The sequence below is a fragment of the Pseudoalteromonas piscicida genome (assembly GCF_002208135.1).
In the GTDB taxonomy this organism is placed as follows: Bacteria; Pseudomonadota; Gammaproteobacteria; order Enterobacterales; family Alteromonadaceae; genus Pseudoalteromonas; species Pseudoalteromonas piscicida_A.
This window is the reverse complement of the sequence record NZ_CP021646.1, coordinates 3,024,728-3,044,459: the sequence shown is the minus strand read 5'-3', so window position 1 is coordinate 3,044,459 and position 19,732 is coordinate 3,024,728. Positions and strand designations below refer to the sequence as shown.

Below are 19,732 nucleotides of genomic sequence, written 5' to 3'. Positions count from 1 at the left end.
TAGCCTTTTGGGTAATATAGGGCACACATAGAACCCAGTGGCATTCAAAGGTGAGTGATGCAATCGCGAAATTATCGCAAAACAGGATTGGCTGCATCCATTCTCGCAGGCGCGAGTTTAGTTCTGTCAGGTTGTGTGACGGAGAGTAGTTATCGCTCTGACGGGCGTCCTGTGGCCGAACAACAAGTCAATAACACCAATGCCGCAAGAACTCGCATTGCACTTGCACTTGAATATCTCAACTCCGGTAACACCACCTCAGCCAAATTTAATTTAGAGCGTGCATTACAGTTAGCACCAAAACTGGCCGAAGCCCATTACACATTGGCGTATTATTACGAGCAGGTGGGTGAGCAACAACGCGCTGATAATGCCTACCAGACAGCTTTGGATATTGAGCCAAACAATCCAGACACACTGAACAACTATGGCACATTTCTTTGCCGAGTAGGGCAGTATGATAAGGCGAGCAAATATTTTTTCAAAGCGATAGACGTACCTAGTTATTTACGGGTATCGGCAAGCTATGAAAACTTAGCGCTGTGCGCGCTGAAGCAAAACGAGTATTCCCTTGCGGAGGAATATCTGCAAAGCGCGATTAAGCATAACGCTCAGCAGATGTCGTCGCAACTCGCGCTTGCGGGCTTATACTATGCTCGGAGTGATTTCTTAAGAGCCGAAGATGTGCTTGATAACGTTGCTAAGCGCGGATTTATTTCACCAAGAAGCTTAATGCTTGGGCACTTAGTGCATATGCAAATGGGCCACTTACAGAAGGCCCAAGACATCGCGACGACGTTGGTGCAAAGTTACCCTAAATCTGCACAAGCGGGGCTTATTCTAACGAATAATATCGCAGCAAGTGAATTTGAACGGTTGCGCAATCGTTACCGAGAAGCGCAGTTAAATAAGCTTGCCGAGGCGTCGCCCAGTCATATTGTTGCGAATCCAAAAATTAAAATTAAACGTAAGAAAACGCAATCGAATTCAACGCAATCATTCACCGTTGATTCACCCGCTGAGGCTAATAATTTTGCGCCTTCGGCAAAACCTGTAGTGGCAAAAAGCACGTCTTTTGTGAACGTTAGCTCGGACTCTGAAGCTCGGGTTGAGTTTTATCAACCAGACCCATCGGAAGTCACATTTAGTCCTCGCTCACGTGAGCCTCAAGTGTCAGCGAGTACATTATCAAACGCTACAAGTGTACCGTTATTAAATCGTGACGTTGCGCCTCCTCAGGTACCTTTTCATACTGTTATTGCAGGTGAAAACCTATTTAGTATTTCCGTCAAATATGACATTAAAATAGCTGAATTGATGGAATATAATCAAGTGCGGGAATCTGCAAGATTGTACGCAGGTCAAAAGGTGTATCTTAACAATCCCAATGTCGTACATGAAATTGTGACGGGAGATACTTTGCTCAGTATTGCCGATCGATATGGTGTGTTGATCGATGAAATTATGCGATGGAATAAACTCACTCCTGATGTGGCGCTGCAAGCAGGCCACGGATTATTAATTGTAGACCCAACAAATTACGTTTTATGAACCAAACAATGAAAGAGCAGGAAGCACCTGAACAAGAGCAGCCTTCACTCGGGCAAACTTTAGCAACGGCAAGACAAAATGCCGGGATCAGCTTTGCTGAAATTGAATCGCGCTTAAAGATGACTCATGCCCAACTTACCAAGCTCGAGCAGGATGACTATCAAGACCTAGGGCCTGAAACCTTTGTGCGTGGCTATATTAAAAATTACGCTGCGCTACTGGGGTTGAATCCGACTGAAGTACTGGCTAGATATCAATCTCCGGAGTTGTCGCCACAGAAAAAGCGGATGCAAAGCTTTTCTCGTCGCACTCATAAAGAAGCCCACGATAACCGCTTAATGATGGTGAGCTACATCGTGCTGGCTATCGTACTAGGGTCGTCGGCATTTTGGTTTTGGCAGACCAATAGCTCAGAGCAAGAAGTGGTATCTGAAACGCCTGTCATTCAGCTTGAGACGCCAGCTGCAAATGTCACAACACCAGCGACTGATGAGTTAGCATTGCCTACTGAGCAAAGCAATGATTCAGCCCCGCAAAGCGAGCCGCAGGCGAGTGAAGCGGAAGTTTCAGCGTCTGTTGAAGCGAAACCGCAAGCGGTAAAACGAGATCCTGCATTGAGCACGGTAGTTATGCATTTCAACGAAGAGAGTTGGGTTGAAATGTTTGACGCGACGCAAGAACGTGTTGCGTTTGGTGTTAAAAAAGCAGGATATACCATGACAGTTGAAGGTAAGGCTCCTTTTTCTGTTATACTCGGCAAGCATCAGGCCGTGGAGGTCACGCTTGACGGCAAACCAGTGTTATTACCTGCGTTTGCTAAAAACCGTCTAGCTAAATTCAATTTACCGTTAACAGAGTAGTCAGCATGTTTTCAGAACCACCTATAAAGCGTAGAAAATCAACAAGGATCTATGTCGGTAATGTGCCTATTGGTGATGGTGCACCGATAGCTGTACAGTCTATGACGAACACGAACACTTTAGACGTTGATGCGACGGTGGCACAAATTAGAGCTATCCAAGACGCCGGAGCGGATATTGTCCGTGTCTCTGTGCCGACAATGGATGCGGCTGAAGCATTCAAAAGTATTAAAGAGCAAGTGGATATTCCACTCGTCACGGATATTCACTTCGATTATCGTATTGCATTACAAGTGGCTAAGTACGGTGCCGATTGCTTGCGTATAAACCCTGGTAATATCGGCAGTGAAGACCGTATTCGTGCAGTGATTGATGCGGCGGGTGAACACAACATCCCAATTCGTATTGGCGTGAATGGCGGCTCACTGGAGCGCGATTTGCAAGAAAAGTATGGTGAACCAACACCTGAAGCTTTGCTTGAGTCCGCGATGCGACATGTCGAAATTCTCCAGCGCCATAACTTTGATCAGTTTAAAGTCTCGGTAAAAGCTTCCGACGTATTCTTGGCCGTTGGCGCTTATCGATTACTGGCAAAAGAAATAGACCAACCCCTGCACCTTGGGATCACCGAAGCAGGTGGCTTTAGAGCCGGTTCGGTGAAATCGGCAGTTGGTCTAGGGATGTTACTTGCTGAAGGGATTGGTGATACATTACGTGTTTCTCTTGCGGCTGATCCGGTGCAAGAAATCAAAGTGGGTTTTGATATTCTAAAGTCACTGCGAATTCGTTCGCGTGGCATCAATTTTATTGCTTGCCCAAGTTGTTCACGTCAAGAGTTTGATGTAGTGAATACAATGAATCAGTTAGAAGAGCGATTAGAAGATATCGTCACACCAATTTCGGTGTCTGTGATTGGCTGCGTGGTCAATGGCCCCGGTGAAGCACTCGTCAGTGACTTGGGTCTTGCCGGAGCAAATCGTCGTTCAGGGCTTTATATCAATGGCGAGCGCCAAAAAACACGGATTGATAATGATGATATCGTCGCTCAATTAGAGTCTCAGATCCGAGAATATGTAGAGAAAAAAGAAAGCGAAGAAAAAATCGATGTAAAAATCATCGACTGACACCAGCGTAATCGTTAAGATAAGCGAATTTTCGCGCTTTCTCACGGCGTGCTACACTGCACGACGATAAATGGCATTAAAGAAATAAAACCAATGCGATGAAGCTATTCGAGCGTATTTAGTCAAAGGTTCAAGCAGCAATAAATCGATTGGTGACAAATTTAAGTTAGGGTTTTCAGTGACTAAACAACTTCAGGCAATCCGTGGAATGAATGATTGTCTGCCAGGTGACACGCAAGTCTGGCAGAAAGTAGAATCGGTATTAAGAGATACAGTAGCGGCATTTGGCTACCAAGAGATCCGTTTTCCAATCGTTGAGTCGACCGATCTATTTAAACGCTCTATCGGTGAAGTCACCGATATCGTTGAAAAAGAAATGTATACCTTTGATGACCGTAATGGCGATAGCTTAACGCTACGTCCTGAGGGCACTGCTGTGTGCGTCCGTGCGGGTAATCAAAATGGTTTGTTATATAACCAAGAACAGCGCCTTTGGTACATGGGGCCGATGTTCCGTCATGAAAGACCGCAAAAAGGTCGTTATCGCCAATTCCACCAGTTTGGTGTGGAAACTTTTGGTGTTGCAACGGCAGACATTGATGCAGAAGTGATCTTATTGACAGCGCGTCTTTGGCAGCAATTTGGTATTCAAGAGCATGTTACGCTTGAGCTGAATTCTTTGGGGTCAAATGAAGCGCGTGCTGAATATCGAGATGCGTTGATTGCATACTTGGAGCAACACAAAGAAGCGCTTGATGAAGACAGTTTGCGTCGCATGTATAGCAATCCACTGCGCGTGTTAGATAGCAAAAATCCAGAGGTGCAAGCTGTACTTGTTGATGCGCCAAAGCTTTCTGAACATTTAGATGAAGAATCACGCGAACATTTTGCTAATTTGTGTGAACGTTTAGACGCAGCTGGCGTCGAATACCAAGTTAATGAAAAGCTGGTACGTGGCCTAGATTACTACAACCGCACTGTATTTGAGTGGGTGACGACAAGCTTAGGTTCTCAAGGCACAGTATGTGCTGGCGGCCGCTACGACGGCTTGGTTGAGCAACTTGGCGGCAAAGCAACGCCAGCCGTAGGCTTTGCTATGGGTATCGAACGTTTAGTGTTGATGTTACAAACGCTAGAATGTGTGGGTGATATTCGTCGTAATGCTGACGTATACGTAGTTGCGATGGGTGATAAAGCGGCGATTCAAGCTCCAGTGGTTGCACAGCAATTACGAGATGATATTGCTGGCCTTCGCGTGATGGTTCATTGTGGCGGTGGCAACTTTAAGAAACAATTTAAACGTGCAGATAAAAGCGATGCTGTTATTGCGCTGGTGCTAGGCGAAGATGAACTCGCTGAAGGCAAAGTGACAGTGAAGTATCTGCGTGAAGAGAAAGAACAAATCACCTTACCACTTGCAGAAGTAAAAACGCTATTAGCAGAGCTGGTAAGCTAAGAGGTTAGAATGGAAATTTATTCAACAGAAGAACAACAAGCAGAAGCAATAAAACGATTTTTCCGTGAAAATGGTACAACGATTGTAGTTGGTGCCGTGCTTGGTCTAGGTGGTCTGTATGGCTGGAAAGCATATAACCAAAGTCAGATCGATAGCGCAGAAGCGGCATCAGAAGCATACACTCAGGTTGTTGAAAGTGACGATGTACTAGCAAAAAGCGATGCTTTTGTTGCTGCAAATGCAGATTCTAACTACGCCGTGTTAGCGGCTTTCGTTGCTGCTAAAGAGGCAATCGACAAAGACGATCTTAAGCTAGCTGCTGAGAAATTAACTTGGGCTGCTGATAATGTTGCCAATGCTGAGCTTAAAGCAACGGCTTTATTAAGACTGGCACGTGTACAAGCAGCTCAGTCTCAATACGAGCAAGCGCTTGCAACACTGGCTAAGCCTATGCCTGAAGCGTTTAAGGCACAGCTTGCTGAGATCCAAGGTGATATTTACCTTGCTCAAGGCGATAAAGATAAAGCACGTAGTGCTTATCAATCGGCATTAGAGGCGGCGAAAGGTAATAGCAATCCTATGCTGCAAATTAAACTGGATGATCTTGCACAAAAGACAACGGTTTAAGGAGTTGCCATGAAGAAGTTAACGATGGCCTCATTGGCTTTATGTGTTGCAGCACTCACCGCTGGTTGTTCTTCTAGTGATGATGAAGAAGAGTTAAAGCTCCCTGAGATCAACAATCAATTCGACGCCGCTGTTGTATGGCAAGAAGGGATTGGTGACGGGGTTGAGCACTACTTTTCACGTTTATCTCCAGTAAGCTACCAGAACACTGTTTTTGCCGCTGCCCGTGAAGGTATAGTGACAGCGTTTGATACTGAAACAGGTAAAGAAAAGTGGCGAGTTGATGTTCGTGAGAATAAGAACTTTTGGCCATGGGAAGACAACGACAGTGCGAAGCTGTCAGGTGGGATCACACAAGCTTATGGCAAACTATATGTTGGCTCTGAGCACGGACAGGTTTTTGCGCTTGACCGTGAAACCGGCGAAATAGTTTGGCGTAAGTCGGTACCGGGTGAAGCGCTGTCTGCGCCAGCTGCAGGCGATGGTCTTCTTTACGTTAACTTAGGTTCTGGCAAGCTGGTTGCGCTACACCCAGATACAGGTGAAGAACGTTGGCACTATGAACAAGAAGTTCCTGCGCTGACATTACGTGGTTTAAGCTCACCAACCAGCGCGAATGGTGGCGTATTAGTTGGCGAAGAAAGTGGTAAATTAACTGCACTGATCGCTGAAAACGGTTTTACCGCATGGAGCTCGGATGTTGCAATTGCAAAAGGGGCTTCTGAGTTTGAACGTTTGGTCGATGTCGATACTAAACCCGTTGTAAGCGGCGCATATGTGTATTCTATCGCCTATAATGGTAAACTAGTCGCCATTGATGTGCGCAGCGGCAATGTGGTGTGGGATCGTGAGTACAGTAGTTACCGAGACCTTACACTCGATCTTGACGTCATTTATTTGGTTGATAGCGATGGCGTGTTGTACGCACTAGACAAAAACTCAGGTATTGAACGTTGGACGCAACCAGCACTGCGCGGTTGGTATCTAACTGCGCCAACGGTTGCTGGCAACTACGTAGTGGTTGGCGATCAGGAAGGTAACTTACATTGGCTGGATAAGAGCTCTGGTGAGTTGGTATCGCGTACCGAGTTTGATAGTTCAGGTTTTTTTGTAGAACCGATTGTGGTTGATGGCAAAGTATTTGTTTACACGCGTGATGGTGAACTTAGCGCAGTTCAAATTCCGCAGTAACTTTCTGAATTTTTAGATATTTTATGGGGCTTCGCTTTGGCGAAGCCTTTTGTTGTTTTTAAAAGAGGTAGTCTATGCTTCCTGTGATCGCTCTGGTTGGGCGACCTAATGTGGGTAAATCCACACTGTTTAATCGTTTAACACGTACTCGTGACGCGTTAGTTGCTGACTTTCCGGGTCTGACTCGCGACCGTAAATACGGCCAAGCAAACTATGAAGGCTACGAGTTTATTGTGGTAGACACGGGTGGTATCGATGGCTCTGAAGAAGGCATTGAAACTGAAATGGCGGAGCAGTCGCTACTGGCAATTGAAGAAGCGGATATTGTGCTATTTTTGGTGGATGCGCGCGCAGGTATGACGGTTGCTGATCAAGCTATCGCACAGCACCTTCGTAAACAACAGAAGAATTGCTTTGTTGTCGCCAATAAAACGGATGGCATTGATGCTGATTCCAACTGTGCTGAGTTTTATCAGCTGGCGCTAGGCGACGTTCAACAGATCGCCGCCGCGCATGGTCGTGGTGTTACTCAATTATTAGAGTTGACGCTACAACCGGTTATCGCTGAGCTCACGGCTCAAGATGAAGAACTTGAGCATGACGATGAAGATATCGCCGAGCTTTACCTTGAAGGTGAAGAAGCCGAAGAGGGCAAAACGGGATTTGAAGACAAACCTGTTAAGCTTGCGATTATTGGTCGTCCAAATGTAGGTAAGTCAACACTAACTAACCGTATTTTAGGTGAAGACCGCGTTATCGTTTACGATATGCCGGGTACAACGCGTGATTCAATTTACATTCCAATGACGCGTAATGATAAAGAGTACGTGCTAATCGACACCGCAGGTGTACGTAAGCGCAAGAAAGTCAGTGATGTTGTAGAGAAATTCTCGGTAATCAAAACACTGCAAGCGATTGAAGATGCAAACGTGGTATTGCTCGTTGTAGACGCGCGCGAGGGGATCTCTGATCAAGACTTGAGTCTGCTTGGTTTTGCACTAAATGCGGGTCGCTCGTTGGTTATTGCGGTAAACAAATGGGATGGTCTTGATGACTATGTCAAAGAGCGTATCAAAACTGAACTAGACAGACGACTGGGCTTTGTTGATTTTGCTCGTTTGCACTTTATCAGCGCATTACATGGTACAGGCGTTGGTCACTTGTTTGAGTCGATTGACGAAGCTTATGAATCAGCGACTAAACGAGTAAGTACGGCAATGTTACGTCGTATCATGGATATGGCTCAGGCGGATCACCAGCCACCACTGGTTCGTGGACGCCGTGTAAAGCTTAAGTACGCACACGCAGGTGGTTATAACCCGCCGCGCATTGTTATCCACGGCAATATGGTGCACGAACTGCCAGATAGCTATAAGCGCTATTTGATGAACTACTATCGTAAAGCGCTTAATGTAATGGGTACGCCGATTAAGATTGAATTCCGCGAAGGGGACAACCCTTACGCTGGTCGTTCAAACAAAATGACGCTATCGCAAAAGCGTAAGCTTCGCGCATTCGCAAAAGAAAACCGCAATAAGTCGTAAGGCTGTTTGCGGGAATTTTAGCTCGACGCCATCTGGTCAGCGCGTCGAGCTGAACATAAGTTCCATACCGATCCAACCAACTCCTTTTCCACATCCGACTATATTTAATGCAGTGCTCTCTCGCTTTGTTTTACCTTGCCCAATATTTGTGCTTAAGTTATATATAACCTGAGCTTCGGATAATTAATGCCTTTCTAGCAGCTAGTTTCAGCGCTAACTTTGTTGAATTTACTTCCAATAGCCAGCTATTGGTGCGTAAATTCGCCTTGCCTACAGGATGTAGGTACTAGGGCGGTAGCAGGACGCGAGAGCGGAGTTATCCTTAAAACTCTCTGGCTAGACAAGTATATGGTTTAGACAAGCTTGAAAAATAAAGAGTTAGCTCATTCCTTACCCAAAACTCAGGTTAAGTTACATTAGGTTTTATTGATAGTGAGGCTTAGGTGTTTGCTAAAACGGTGATTTATGTAGAAAGTGTTGAGGAAGTGCTGGATTTTTACTATCAAGCATTTGGCTTGAGCACTTTTGATATGACCGATGAAGGGGATTATGGTGAGCTAGATACCGGAGAAGTGAAACTCGCTTTTGCCAGCCACCCGCTAGCCCAATCACAATTTAGGCAAGACTACATTCGTTGTCATCCCAAACAACCTGCACTTGGATTTGAAATTACCATCGGCTGTGAAAATGTGCCCGAATGCTATGATAAAGCGGTAGCCGCTGGGGCTGAACCATTAAGCCCGCCAAACCAAAAAGGTAGAGTGACACAAGCTTATGTGAGAGCCATTGAAGGGACTTTAGTTGCTTTGGTGTCAAAGCCGAGTGAATAGTGGCACTCACAAGAGATGAGCGCCACTTAGGGGCGATTTGCCTTTATTCGATATCCACAAGTAGTCTAGCAAGACCAACGGGCTCGATTTCAACACAAACGTTGTCATCATTCCAGTTTAGACCAACGAGTGCATCATCTTCTTTTAGGTCGAGTACCCATTCGTCAAGAAAACTCTCAACATCAATACTCATCGGCGAGAACTCACTCCACTCGTCGCGACATTGAGCTTGCGCTTTTTCTTCACTATCCCACAGCAATAACACATCAATCTCGTCAAACTGGTTTGAGTCAACCACAACCATACCGCCGTCATCAGAGCTAAGTGCCCAAACGCTTTCAGTATTTTTTACTTGCTCAATAAACTCACTGACTTCTGAGCCAATTTCTTCTTCATTCATCATAGGTGTTCTCAATTTCGTGGATCAGTTTGCTGGGCGATCGTTTGGCTTTGCCAACGGCCATGAAATGCCATCAGGTTGGTGTAATCGCTCAGGTCGACGAGCTCTCTAAATAGAACCCAATCAATAAGGCAGTATAAACTGATTTTGAGATAATCACAGTGTAAAAACTCTTCTGTCACACACTCTTCATTGAGATAGTGCAAGGTATGGCCAATTCGTTCCCGCTGTAGATTAAAAAAAAGTTTATCTTGTTCAATATCAAAACCAGAGCGCTTACTAAGTAATAACTCCACCAAAGAATCATTACAGGCATTGATAAGGACCAGCCAGTTCTCTTGATCCCAACTGGGAAACGGAAGTTGATGTTTTTCACGGAGGTAGCGAACAATCAGATTAGAATCACAAATAAGTTGTGCGTCGTCGATTAAAAACGGGATCTTACGAGCAGGATTATGGCGAATAAGTTCGTCATGACCTGCTTCTGAAAATATATCTATATGCTGATAGCTCATTGGGAGCTGTTTAGCCGCGGCCCACATTCTAATTCTACGGGCGTATGGACTGGTATTTGAACCGATAAGTTTCATGCCATCATTCCTTCAACTAATTATTATTCGCTCATTAAGCAAATGTAGCGAGTTGGTATTAAGGAATGATGGCGAAGCTATTAACTTTTCGCAAGCGAATTAATCGCTACGGCTGGTTACCTCAAGCAAGTGAAAACCAAACTGCGTTTGTACTGGCCCTTGCACTTGATTGATTGGGGCTGAAAAAACCACTTTATCGAATTCAGGCACCATCATACCTGGTCCGAACTCACCTAGCGCACCACCATCTTGGCCCGATGGGCAATTGGAGTACTGCTTTGCGATTTCTGCGAAATCTTCCCCTGCTGCAATGCGTTCTTTGAGCTCCATGCATTGCGCTTCACTATCTACTAGGATGTGTCTTGCACTAGCGATTGCCATAATTTCTCCGATGATTATTTATTATTCATACTTTATTCTAATCTAGCTGCGTTAAAAAATCAGCTTATCTAGGCAAGAGTTTTTCAATTTCGCTAGTCAGTTCGTCAGACATTGGTTTAGTGCGGCTGTTAAAGCGCTTAATTGTTTTACGATCAGCTGACACTAAGTATTTGTAAAAATTCCAGTTTGGAGAACTTGTTACTTCGTTCAAATGTTGAAATATGGGGTTGGCATCTGAGCCTCTGACCTCCGATGTCGCAAACATATTGAATGTTACACCGTAGTTGATAAAGCATACTTTGGCTGTTTCCTTTTCGTCATCTTCTTCTTGGAAAAAATCATCAGAGGGAAAGCCAAGTACAACAAGGCCTTTATCTTGATATTTTTGGTGTAGTTGCTCAAGGCCTTCGAACTGACCGGTAAATCCACAGTTACTCGCCGTGTTCACGATAAGGAGCGGTTTGTCTTTAAATTCACAAAGGTTAAGTGAGTCATCAGAGCGCAGTTTTCGCAGCTCGACATTGGTAAAGTCATCACAGCTAGCTGCCTCAGCATGAGCGTTACTTGAGATTAGGAAACCAAGCGCTAAGCTCAGAATCGAAAGACTTTTTGTCATCAGTGCTTTCCTTTTATTTATGTTATCTCTTATGATACGAAAATATTCGTTACCTTGATCAGCTTTCATGAATATTAGACTCGCTAAACCGCAAGATCTTTGCGCTATTGTTGCCATTTACAACGAAACGATACCGAGCCGCCAAGTCACAGCGGATACGGAGCCCGTAAGCGTAGCACAAAAGCAAAGTTGGTTCGCCGCACATACGAAAAATCGCCCAATTTATGTGGTAGAACAAGGGGGAGAGGTTATCGGGTGGATGAGCTTTAGCAGCTTTTATGGTCGTCCCGCCTATGATGGTACGGCTGAGGTGAGTATTTATCTTGCAAAAGCGGCGCAAGGCCAAGGGTTAGGCAGTAAACTCATGGATTTTGCCGAGCAGCAAGCGCCAAAACTACTTATTTCAACCTTACTTGGCTTTATTTTTTCTCATAACCTCCCCAGCATCCGCCTGTTTAAAAAGCATGGCTATGAAAAGTGGGGAGAACTACCAAATATTGCTGTCATGGATGGTAATCACTATAGCTTGACGATTTTGGGTAAGTCACTCGCTTAACCTTATGTGCTGTAGACCTTTGCGGCTAGACCTTTTGTTCCTCAGCGTGGGTTTTGGTCTGCTGCGCTGAACATATCAAAATAGTGCTATTTTTTAGCGTCTTGTGATTCTTCTACTAAACTGGATCTCAGAATTATCGGTAAAGGATCTGGTTATGACGAGTCGAGTGCTGATTATTGACAGCAGCAGTGTGCAAGCGATGCGAGTAAAGGTATTATTTGAGTTACTCGGTGGTGAAGTAGAGCATGTGCATTACCGGAGTCTGGAAGCAAATCTCGATTTTGATAAATTTGATGTTGTTGTTATTGCTCATGGGGTACCCGCCAATAAGCTCCAAGCGTTATATCAACTGAGGAATCATGATAAGTTAGTGTTGCTGGCACCTAAGCCTGACAATGCTGAGCACTTAAAGTCTTTTAGTGAAATCAATCGTGCCTTGCCAAATGGTATTGTTATCTATCCCTTCTTTGCTAACAAAGATATTACCGGCTTACTTGAACGCCTACTAGAAATTGGTTCAACCAATACTTTGGTGCTACCCAAAGTGTTGCTGGTTGACCATCATACGCCTCGCCTTGAGAGCCTGGCTAATGGCCTACGAGGTGCGCAGCTTGCAGTGACCACCGCAACGACACTTGATGAAGCAATGCGAGTTGCCGAGCGACATCCGGTTGACCTCCTGATTTGTGACTTTAACTTAGAAAAAGACACTGGCTTAGATGTGTTTAATAAAGTACGTCAAGTGCATCACAATTGCCGCTGCTTATTGATGACTTCCCGAGTTAATCAAGTGGATATGCTAGAAGCCGTGCGTCAAGGGGTTGAGGATATTCTGATTAAACCGTTTGATGAGAGCGATTTATTACAAAGCCTACATAAATTATGGCAAACAGAGCTCTTAAGACGTCATAACCAAGAGTTAGTTGAGCGCCTACAGGATACGGTAGATGCCTTGATTGAACGCGACAGCCTATTGCGCGTGATTTATAAACATACCCCAGACCCGATTATGCTGTTCAACCGTCAAGGTCATATTATTGAAGCAAATGACGCGTGTTGCGAACTATTTGATTTGACGGAAGAAGAGCTGCAACCGCTATCAATTTTTGAGCTATTTGATGAAATATCCGTGTCGCAATTACGCGATTTGATGAAACATGTTGGTATGTTAAAACACTTTAACTGTGAGCTGAGTCTGCCAAAAGCGGGTGAACGTAGTATTCCCTTGATGGGAACGTTTAATGAAATCGATCATCATGGTGACATGGCATTTGCGGTCATTTTTAAAAATGTCTCAAAGCTTAAAGAGCAGCAAGAAGTACTAGAAGAAACCAAAGAGTTGCTAGAGTTTGAAGTGCAAGCTCGAACCGCACAGTTACAAAAAGCCAAGGAGGCAGCGGAAGCGGCCAACTTATCAAAATCTGAATTTTTAGCCAATATGTCCCATGAGTTACGCACGCCAATGCACTCCATTTTAAGTTTTGCGCGATTTGGTTTAGATAAGCTAACGGCCCCTGAAGTGCCAGCGGATAAACTCAAAAAGTATTTATCTCGTATCGAAACCAGCGGTGAGCGTCTGTTGGTACTACTTAATAATCTGCTTGATTTATCAAAGTTAGACGCAGGTCGCTTTCCATTTAATCCAAGCTTTCACAATCTGGTTAATGTGATCCAAAGTGGTATTGAAGATGTATCGGGTACCGCGCTTGAGAAAAAGATAAAAATCCGCTTTGAAAAGCCTGAACAAGGAGTGGTGACGTTTTGCGATCCGGAGCAAATGAACCAAGTGATCAGAAATTTATTGGGTAATGCGTTAAAGTTTAGCCCCGAAGGTAGTGAGGTGAGTGTGCTGTTAAGCTGCAAAGATCAAGATATTCATATTAAGATTGCCGATCAAGGGGTTGGTATCCCAGATGACGAATTGGAGCAGGTCTTTGCCAAGTTTGTGCAAAGCAGTAAAACAGACAGTGGTGCCGGCGGCACGGGTTTAGGTCTTGCTATTTGTAAGGAGTTTATTTTACTGCATAAAGGGCAGATTTACGCCGAGAATAATCCCGAGGGCGGTGCATGTATAAATGTGAGCCTGCCTTTAACAGAGCATCTTGAGAGTAATGCGGTGTAATTGTTGTGATTGGAAAGGCGTTGAGTAAGCGTCTATAAATAATAATAGAGCAAGTACTTATACAATGTGATTGGGAGCTGTTTAAGCATTGGCTTTAAGTTACCGTATTTCCCCACAGTGCCTTTCCCATTGTGAACCGACGAAGGATATTCATTTATGGCTTTACGCAGAATCTTAGCAGTTGACGACGAACCATTTAATCTAGAAATCATTGAAGAGATTTTAGAAGACTTAGACTTTGAGTTAAAAACCGTTGAAAGCGGCCATGAATGTCTAGCTGTAGTCGAAGATTTTGATCCTCAAGTTATCTTACTTGATGTAAGTATGCCAAAAATGAGCGGATATGAGGTATGTAAGGCAGTAAAAGCCAACCCAAACACGCAGCATATTATCGTTATGTTTGTCTCAGCAAGAGGTTCTGTTGAAGAGCGAATGGAAGGCTACTCGGTGGGTGCTGAAGATTATATTGTTAAGCCGTTTGGCCAAGGTGAACTAAAAGCCAAACTAACGCACTTGAACCAAATGCTACTAGAAAAAGATATTCTGGCTCAGCAAATTGAAGATGCAACCTCCACAGCATTTAGCGCCATGGCGAATAGCAGTGAAATGGGGCAAATTGTTACCTACATTGAGCAGATAGGTGAAATAGAAACGATCCCACGGCTCGCAGAAGCGTTATGTCAATGTTTAAAGGGGCTGGGGCTTAACTGCAATGTTGAGGTTCGACTCGAGGGGCAAAAGCATCACTTTGCAACGACGGGTATTTGCTCGCCTATCGTCATTGAATTATTTGAGATCTTACACACCAAAGGGCGATTACATGAATTTACTAACCGTATATTGGTTAACTATCCATTTTTGAGCATTTTGATCCTCAATATGCCGGGAGACGACCCTGATAAACACGGTAGATTACGGGATCATATTTGTTTTATTGCCAGTGTAACGGAGCAACAGTTAATTGCCATTTCCACTAAACGCAAGCTGGTACAGCAACACGAAGACTTGGAAGAAGCGATAAAAATGGTGCAAGGTAAGTTTAACAGCATGGTGTCGCTGCTTGATAAAAATCGTCAAGAAAACGAAAAAGTGTTCCGCTCATTACAGGAGCTATTCGAAGAGCGAATTCCTACTATGGGCCTAGACGAAGATCAGGAGATGTTTATCTATCAAAACGTCGATAAAGCGATTCAAAGCTCTGTCGCACGGGAAGAAAGTGTGCGAGAAGTTAAAATTGCTTTCCATGATATCGAAGAAGATTTAAAACTGCTCTCTCGACGTTCAGAATAGTAACCCTAATTTCCAATAAAGCTGTAGGTCGTGCTTCAGCGCGACTTTTTAGCTCGAATTTTTATCGAGATTCTCTCGACCTATTTTGCCGTAGTTCGTGCTTTAGCGCGACTTTTTTAGCACGAAAACCCTTTAAAACACCTCACGACAAGCCCGCTAAGCATCTCGTGGCAAGCCCTTTTCAATAATGCGGATCAGCCTTGCTTTTTTGCGCTCATGCTGGTCGGACTTTTGTTTTTGTCGCTCCAACGCCCAGTCGATATGCTCGATAACAAGTGGGGTTGCACTTTGACGCTTGTCTTCCAGTGCTGTAACGATAGCTTCGTCGTAGTGGGCATTGCCAAGGCCAACGGCTAAGTTTCGTAGCCAACGTTCATGTCCAATCCGGCGAATTGGGCTACCTTCGGTATTTTTCAAAAATGTGGCTTCATCCCAAGCGAATAAGGTTAATAATTGCTGATCTTTAAGTTGAGTTCGCGGCAAAAAGTCGGCTTCTTCCGTTATTTGACCATAGCGATTCCATGGACAAACCAACTGGCAATCATCACAACCATATATTCGATTGCCCATTTTTGCCCTAAACTCCTCTGGAATGGCGCCTTGAAGCTCTATGGTGAGATAAGAAATACAACGTCTTGCATCGACGACATAAGGTTCCACGATGGCGCCGGTGGGGCATAAAGTTAGGCAGGCGGTACAACGGCCGCAACCTTCTTCTTGGTTTGGTTTATCAACGGGAAGTGGAATATCAACAAACAGCTCACCCAAGAAAAACCAAGAACCCGCCTGCTTATTAATCACTAGACTGTTTTTTCCACGCCAGCCAAGTCCGGCTTTTTCAGCAATTTGTCGCTCCAGTACAGGGGCTGAGTCGACAAAAGGGCGAAACCCTAACGTGCCGACTTCTTGCTCAATCTTTTGTCCGAGCTGCTTTAGCTTATTGCGCATCACCTTATGATAGTCTCGACCTAATGCATAACGAGAGAGATAAGCTGTGGTTTTGTTACCAAGCGCTCTGGCAAAGCTGGCATCTGGTGGCAGGTAATTCATTTTGACCGAAATAATACGCTGAGTGCCTGGAACCAGTTCGGCGGGGCGGGCACGCTTCATTCCATGCGCCGCCATATAAGCCATTTCACCATGGTAACCTGCGTCTAACCAGCGCTGAAGTTGTGCTTCATGCTCACTTAAATCAATGTCGGTTATACCGACTTCTGCAAAGCCAAGTTCTTGGCCCCATTGCTTAATTTGTGCTGCAAGTTCACTATAATTGATATTATCGGTCGTCACGGGAAGAAATAATGGCTAATGAATACACGGACAATTTACCACAATTTGCTTATTCAGCCCAGCAAGTGCAGCAATATGAAGCAAAAGCGGCAAAGTTATCAGGCACTGATCTGAGTACTTTAATGCAGCGAGCTGGGGCCGCTGCATTTCGCTTTATTGAAAACAGCCAGCCCAAATCCAGTCATATCTTAATTATCACAGGTAAAGGCAATAACGCGGGAGACGGTTTTGTCGTCGCTCAATTATGTCAGCAGGCCGGATTTTCCGTAACAGTATTCGCGCTATTTGAACCCGAAAATTTGACGGGCGATGCGCAGCAGGCATTTTCTCAATATCAAGGCGCATTGGTTTTTTCATTAGGCGATGTAGAGTTAAGTCAGTTTACGGTTGTAGTTGATGGCGTGTTTGGTACAGGCTTTAGAGGTGAACTACCTGAGCACATTTGTCATTGTTTTGACAAAATAAATAAGCTGCCGATCACTAGGTTGGCCCTTGACGTACCAAGCGGGATAAATGCCACAACTGGAGAAATTGCACCTAGCGCATTTTTAGCCACCGAAACCATGACCTTTATCGCGTTAAAACAGGGTTTACTTAGCGGCTCTGCAAGACGCTTTGTGGGGACATTATGGTTAGCCGACTTGGATGTTGGTGACGCATTTAAAACTCTAGTAACGCCAACATCTAATTACTTAAATCATGACACGTTAATGGCAGCAAGGCCCGAGCGAGCGCTAGATAGCTACAAAAATGCACATGGGCATGTGTTACTTATTGGCGGTAATCGTGGCATGGCGGGGGCAATTCGATTGGCGGCAGAAGCAGCCCTGCGTGCTGGTGCGGGCCTAGTGTCGGTAGCCACTCATCCAGATAATATTGCGAGCGTCTTACAAGGGCGTTTTGAATTAATGGTGCACGGTGTTGAAAGTGCAGATGAGTTATCGCCACTGATGAAAAAAGCCAGTGTGATAGTGCTTGGTCCCGGGCTTGGTCAAGACGCTTGGGCCAAAGCACTCTTTAAGTGTGCGATGGCAACTGAATTGCCGATGGTTGTGGATGCTGATGGACTCAATTGTTTAGCGGATTCACCGAGGCAAAAATCAAACTGGGTGTTAACGCCTCACTTAGGTGAAGCAAAGCGGTTATTGAGTCACTCAAAGACACCGCTAAATGAACACGACCGCTTCGCGGTGGCTAAAAAAATTAGCCATGAATATGGCGCTGTTACGGTATTGAAAGGGCCGGGAAGTTTGATATCTGAAGATGAGCGGATAAATATTAATCGTTCAGGCTGTGCTGGAATGGCGAGTGCTGGGATGGGCGATGTTTTATCTGGTATCATAGGCGGTTTAATTGCCCAAGGGATGGAAGCATTTGCTGCAACAAACCTAGCCGTGTATATTCATGGTTTAGCTGCCGAGCAGGCCGCCCATGATGGCGAAAAAGGTATGTTGGCTGGGGATTTATTCGAACATATTCGAGGTATTTTAGGGTGACGACAGGTCATATGAAATTCGATTTGGCTGATGAGCCAGCAACAGTTGCCATGGGTAATAAAATTGCCAATGTTATTCGTCAAGGTGCGGTACTATTTTTACACGGTGATTTAGGCGCAGGTAAAACCACGCTCACTCGCGGTATTGTGCAAAGCCTTGGTCATTCAGGTAAGGTAAAAAGTCCAACTTATACCTTAGTTGAACCTTATGAACTGGATGATGTCTCAATATATCATTTTGATTTATATCGATTAGGTTCGCCTGAAGAGCTCGAATACATGGGGATCCGGGATTACTTTGCAAGTAATGCTATCTGTGTTGTTGAGTGGCCTGAAAAAGGTGAAGGCTTTATTCCAAACCCAGATATAGACGTCACAATGCAGTATGCTGGTGATGGCCGTCAAATTACACTTGAGGCCAAGTCTAGCCGCGGCGAGGCACTATTAAAACAATTACAAGATTATGCGTAATCAGCCGACTATTAGTTATATTTTCATTTTTATCTGCATGCTCTTAACGAGCATGCACACCATTGCCCAAAACGCCATCGAAAGTGTGCGTGTTTGGCCCTCTCCAGAAAGCACTCGTATTGTTTTTGATATGAGCGATAAGCCGGATTACAGCTATTTTGTGCTGAAAAATCCGCTGCGCTTAGTGATCGACCTTGAAAACACTAAGCAACAAAAAGACTTTCCGAGTATTCCTGACGAACATCGCGTTGTAAACAAAGTGCGTCACAGCAAACCGAAGAATAGCAATTCTGCACGGATTGTTGTGGAGTTAAGTCGTAGCGCTACGCCAAAAATCTTTGCGTTAGCACCAACTGGTCCTTATAAAAACCGACTAGTCGTTGATTTGTATGGTAAGCAGATGAGCGCTTATGACGATACAAAAGCTACCGCACCACGAAAAACACTCGCGCAAGACAGAGATATTGTCATCGCCATCGATGCCGGTCATGGCGGTGAAGATCCAGGTTCTATTGGGCCTTCAGGCACCTATGAAAAGCTCGTAACCATTCAGATTGCGAAGCGTTTAGCACGCTTAGTAGATAGCCAGCCGGGGATGAGCGCAAAACTTATCCGTACCGGCGATTATTACCTCAAGTTGAATACGAGAACCGCAAGAGCGCGAGAGAGAAAAGCGGATTTCTTTGTGTCCATTCACGCGGATGCTTTCACCAGCCCTCAACCACGCGGTGCGTCGGTCTGGGTTTTGTCACTGCGCAGAGCAAATTCTGAAATAGGTAAGTGGCTGGAAGACAAAGAAAAGCACTCACAACTGTTAGGTGGAGCAGCCGATTTAATTAAAGACACGGCCAACGAAAAATATTTAGCCAAAGCGCTACTTGATATGTCGATGGAACATTCGATGAAAACTGGGTTTCAGGTCGCAGAAGAAGTCGTCAAAGAGCTGAAAAAAGTGGCAAAAATGCACAAAAGCCGACCGCAAGCTGCAAACTTTGGGGTACTAAAATCACCAGACATACCTTCGATTCTGGTGGAAACTGGCTTTATTTCAAACCCCAAAGAAGAAAAGCTATTAATGTCTCCACATTATCAAGAGCGTTTAGCTCGGGCTATTTTTAGTTCGATAAAAGGCTATTATGAGAAAAATCCACCGGATAATTCGCTCTTTGCGCGTATGCAATCCAACAAGCCGGTTACACATAAAGTAAAAAGTGGCGAATCACTGAGTGTGCTGGCTAGCCGTTATGGCATTACGGTCAGTGAATTGAAAAAAGCAAATGACCTGAAAAACAATACCTTGTTTATTGGGCAAGTCTTAACTATTCCGAAAGCGTAAAT

At 44.7% G+C, this 19,732-nt stretch carries 19 protein-coding genes; 14 read left to right on the top strand and 5 right to left on the bottom strand.

Annotated elements, in window-relative coordinates; genetic code table 11:
* Nucleotides 1-57: 57 nt before the first annotated feature.
* The 8 genes from pilW to B1L02_RS14125 all read left to right on the top strand — a co-directional run bounded on the left by pilW (nt 58) and on the right by B1L02_RS14125 (nt 9,183).
* Nucleotides 58-1,551, top strand: a complete 1,494-nt coding sequence (gene pilW / locus B1L02_RS14160) for a type IV pilus biogenesis/stability protein PilW (RefSeq protein ID WP_088531538.1) — start codon at nt 58-60, stop codon at nt 1,549-1,551.
* An 8-nt stretch (nt 1,552-1,559) separates the two neighbouring features.
* Nucleotides 1,560-2,411, top strand: a complete 852-nt coding sequence (locus tag B1L02_RS14155) for a RodZ domain-containing protein (protein ID WP_223192000.1) — start codon at nt 1,560-1,562, stop codon at nt 2,409-2,411.
* A 5-nt stretch (nt 2,412-2,416) separates the two neighbouring features.
* Nucleotides 2,417-3,535 carry a flavodoxin-dependent (E)-4-hydroxy-3-methylbut-2-enyl-diphosphate synthase gene (gene ispG, locus B1L02_RS14150; RefSeq protein ID WP_010377346.1) on the top strand — a complete coding sequence of 373 codons (1,119 nt, stop codon included), beginning with the start codon at nt 2,417-2,419 and terminating at the stop codon, nt 3,533-3,535.
* Nucleotides 3,536-3,713: 178 nt separating this feature from the next.
* Nucleotides 3,714-4,991, top strand: a complete 1,278-nt coding sequence (gene hisS, locus B1L02_RS14145) for a histidine--tRNA ligase (protein WP_088531536.1) — start codon at nt 3,714-3,716, stop codon at nt 4,989-4,991.
* Between the two features lie 9 nt (nt 4,992-5,000).
* Nucleotides 5,001-5,618, top strand: coding sequence for a YfgM family protein (locus tag B1L02_RS14140; RefSeq protein WP_088531535.1), 618 nt, complete (start codon nt 5,001-5,003; stop codon nt 5,616-5,618).
* Between the two features lie 9 nt (nt 5,619-5,627).
* A complete protein-coding gene (bamB, locus tag B1L02_RS14135; protein WP_088531534.1) occupies nt 5,628-6,809 on the top strand; it encodes an outer membrane protein assembly factor BamB in 1,182 nt (393 codons plus the stop codon).
* Nucleotides 6,810-6,883: 74 nt separating this feature from the next.
* Nucleotides 6,884-8,353: a ribosome biogenesis GTPase Der gene (der, locus tag B1L02_RS14130; RefSeq protein WP_088531533.1), complete on the top strand. Its 1,470-nt coding sequence runs from the start codon at nt 6,884-6,886 to the stop codon at nt 8,351-8,353.
* Between the two features lie 443 nt (nt 8,354-8,796).
* Nucleotides 8,797-9,183, top strand: a complete 387-nt coding sequence (locus B1L02_RS14125; RefSeq protein ID WP_088531532.1) for a VOC family protein — start codon at nt 8,797-8,799, stop codon at nt 9,181-9,183.
* A gap of 43 nt (nt 9,184-9,226) precedes the next feature.
* On the opposite strand, the gene B1L02_RS14120 is transcribed toward B1L02_RS14125, so the two are convergent.
* The 4 genes from B1L02_RS14120 to B1L02_RS14105 all read right to left on the bottom strand — a co-directional run bounded on the left by B1L02_RS14120 (nt 9,227) and on the right by B1L02_RS14105 (nt 11,170).
* On the bottom strand, nt 9,227-9,583 hold the full coding sequence (locus B1L02_RS14120) for a DUF2750 domain-containing protein (RefSeq protein WP_167651280.1): 357 nt from the start codon (nt 9,581-9,583) through the stop codon (nt 9,227-9,229).
* 11 nt (nt 9,584-9,594) lie between these two features.
* Nucleotides 9,595-10,173, bottom strand: coding sequence for a glutathione S-transferase family protein (locus B1L02_RS14115; protein WP_088531530.1), 579 nt, complete (start codon nt 10,171-10,173; stop codon nt 9,595-9,597).
* Between the two features lie 99 nt (nt 10,174-10,272).
* A complete protein-coding gene (locus tag B1L02_RS14110; RefSeq protein ID WP_010377362.1) occupies nt 10,273-10,554 on the bottom strand; it encodes a peptidylprolyl isomerase in 282 nt (93 codons plus the stop codon).
* A gap of 64 nt (nt 10,555-10,618) precedes the next feature.
* Nucleotides 10,619-11,170, bottom strand: a complete 552-nt coding sequence (locus B1L02_RS14105) for a glutathione peroxidase (RefSeq protein ID WP_174694558.1) — start codon at nt 11,168-11,170, stop codon at nt 10,619-10,621.
* Nucleotides 11,171-11,237: 67 nt separating this feature from the next.
* On the opposite strand from B1L02_RS14105, the gene B1L02_RS14100 reads away from it, so the two are divergent.
* From B1L02_RS14100 to B1L02_RS14090, 3 genes are all read left to right on the top strand, one after another.
* Nucleotides 11,238-11,726 (top strand): GNAT family N-acetyltransferase, encoded by a 489-nt coding sequence (locus tag B1L02_RS14100; protein ID WP_088531528.1) that lies wholly within the window; start codon nt 11,238-11,240, stop codon nt 11,724-11,726.
* A gap of 154 nt (nt 11,727-11,880) precedes the next feature.
* Nucleotides 11,881-13,848: a sensor histidine kinase gene (locus B1L02_RS14095; RefSeq protein WP_088531527.1), complete on the top strand. Its 1,968-nt coding sequence runs from the start codon at nt 11,881-11,883 to the stop codon at nt 13,846-13,848.
* Between the two features lie 156 nt (nt 13,849-14,004).
* Nucleotides 14,005-15,138, top strand: a complete 1,134-nt coding sequence (locus B1L02_RS14090; protein WP_088531526.1) for a response regulator — start codon at nt 14,005-14,007, stop codon at nt 15,136-15,138.
* A 156-nt stretch (nt 15,139-15,294) separates the two neighbouring features.
* On the opposite strand, the gene queG is transcribed toward B1L02_RS14090, so the two are convergent.
* The gene (gene queG, locus B1L02_RS14085) at nt 15,295-16,428 is read right to left on the bottom strand and encodes a tRNA epoxyqueuosine(34) reductase QueG (RefSeq protein ID WP_088531525.1); all 1,134 of its coding nucleotides are present in this window, start codon (nt 16,426-16,428) and stop codon (nt 15,295-15,297) included.
* 11 nt (nt 16,429-16,439) lie between these two features.
* Here queG and B1L02_RS14080 point away from each other — a divergent pair, with 11 nt between their 5' ends.
* The 3 genes from B1L02_RS14080 to B1L02_RS14070 are packed head-to-tail and all read left to right on the top strand — an operon-like array spanning nt 16,440 to nt 19,730.
* Nucleotides 16,440-17,924, top strand: a complete 1,485-nt coding sequence (locus tag B1L02_RS14080) for an NAD(P)H-hydrate dehydratase (protein ID WP_088531524.1) — start codon at nt 16,440-16,442, stop codon at nt 17,922-17,924.
* Entirely contained in the window at nt 17,921-18,394 is a 474-nt protein-coding gene (gene tsaE, locus B1L02_RS14075) for a tRNA (adenosine(37)-N6)-threonylcarbamoyltransferase complex ATPase subunit type 1 TsaE (protein ID WP_010605655.1), read from the top strand. Before B1L02_RS14080 ends, tsaE begins: the two co-directional genes overlap by 4 nt.
* Nucleotides 18,387-19,730 (top strand): N-acetylmuramoyl-L-alanine amidase, encoded by a 1,344-nt coding sequence (locus B1L02_RS14070; protein ID WP_088531523.1) that lies wholly within the window; start codon nt 18,387-18,389, stop codon nt 19,728-19,730. The genes tsaE and B1L02_RS14070 overlap by 8 nt, the downstream gene beginning before the upstream one ends.
* Nucleotides 19,731-19,732: the final 2 nt, after the last annotated feature.

Coding starts and splice junctions, on each gene's coding strand:
- B1L02_RS14070 (WP_088531523.1), top strand. CDS start 18,387: ATGCGTAATCAGCCGACTATTAGTTATATTTTCATTTTTATCTGCATG.
- der (WP_088531533.1), top strand. CDS start 6,884: ATGCTTCCTGTGATCGCTCTGGTTGGGCGACCTAATGTGGGTAAATCC.
- B1L02_RS14120 (WP_167651280.1), bottom strand. CDS start 9,583: ATGAATGAAGAAGAAATTGGCTCAGAAGTCAGTGAGTTTATTGAGCAA.
- B1L02_RS14095 (WP_088531527.1), top strand. CDS start 11,881: ATGACGAGTCGAGTGCTGATTATTGACAGCAGCAGTGTGCAAGCGATG.
- B1L02_RS14115 (WP_088531530.1), bottom strand. CDS start 10,173: ATGAAACTTATCGGTTCAAATACCAGTCCATACGCCCGTAGAATTAGA.
- ispG (WP_010377346.1), top strand. CDS start 2,417: ATGTTTTCAGAACCACCTATAAAGCGTAGAAAATCAACAAGGATCTAT.
- B1L02_RS14080 (WP_088531524.1), top strand. CDS start 16,440: ATGGCTAATGAATACACGGACAATTTACCACAATTTGCTTATTCAGCC.
- B1L02_RS14100 (WP_088531528.1), top strand. CDS start 11,238: ATGAATATTAGACTCGCTAAACCGCAAGATCTTTGCGCTATTGTTGCC.
- B1L02_RS14105 (WP_174694558.1), bottom strand. CDS start 11,170: ATGACAAAAAGTCTTTCGATTCTGAGCTTAGCGCTTGGTTTCCTAATC.
- B1L02_RS14110 (WP_010377362.1), bottom strand. CDS start 10,554: ATGGCAATCGCTAGTGCAAGACACATCCTAGTAGATAGTGAAGCGCAA.
- B1L02_RS14140 (WP_088531535.1), top strand. CDS start 5,001: ATGGAAATTTATTCAACAGAAGAACAACAAGCAGAAGCAATAAAACGA.
- bamB (WP_088531534.1), top strand. CDS start 5,628: ATGAAGAAGTTAACGATGGCCTCATTGGCTTTATGTGTTGCAGCACTC.
- B1L02_RS14090 (WP_088531526.1), top strand. CDS start 14,005: ATGGCTTTACGCAGAATCTTAGCAGTTGACGACGAACCATTTAATCTA.
- B1L02_RS14155 (WP_223192000.1), top strand. CDS start 1,560: ATGAAAGAGCAGGAAGCACCTGAACAAGAGCAGCCTTCACTCGGGCAA.
- pilW (WP_088531538.1), top strand. CDS start 58: ATGCAATCGCGAAATTATCGCAAAACAGGATTGGCTGCATCCATTCTC.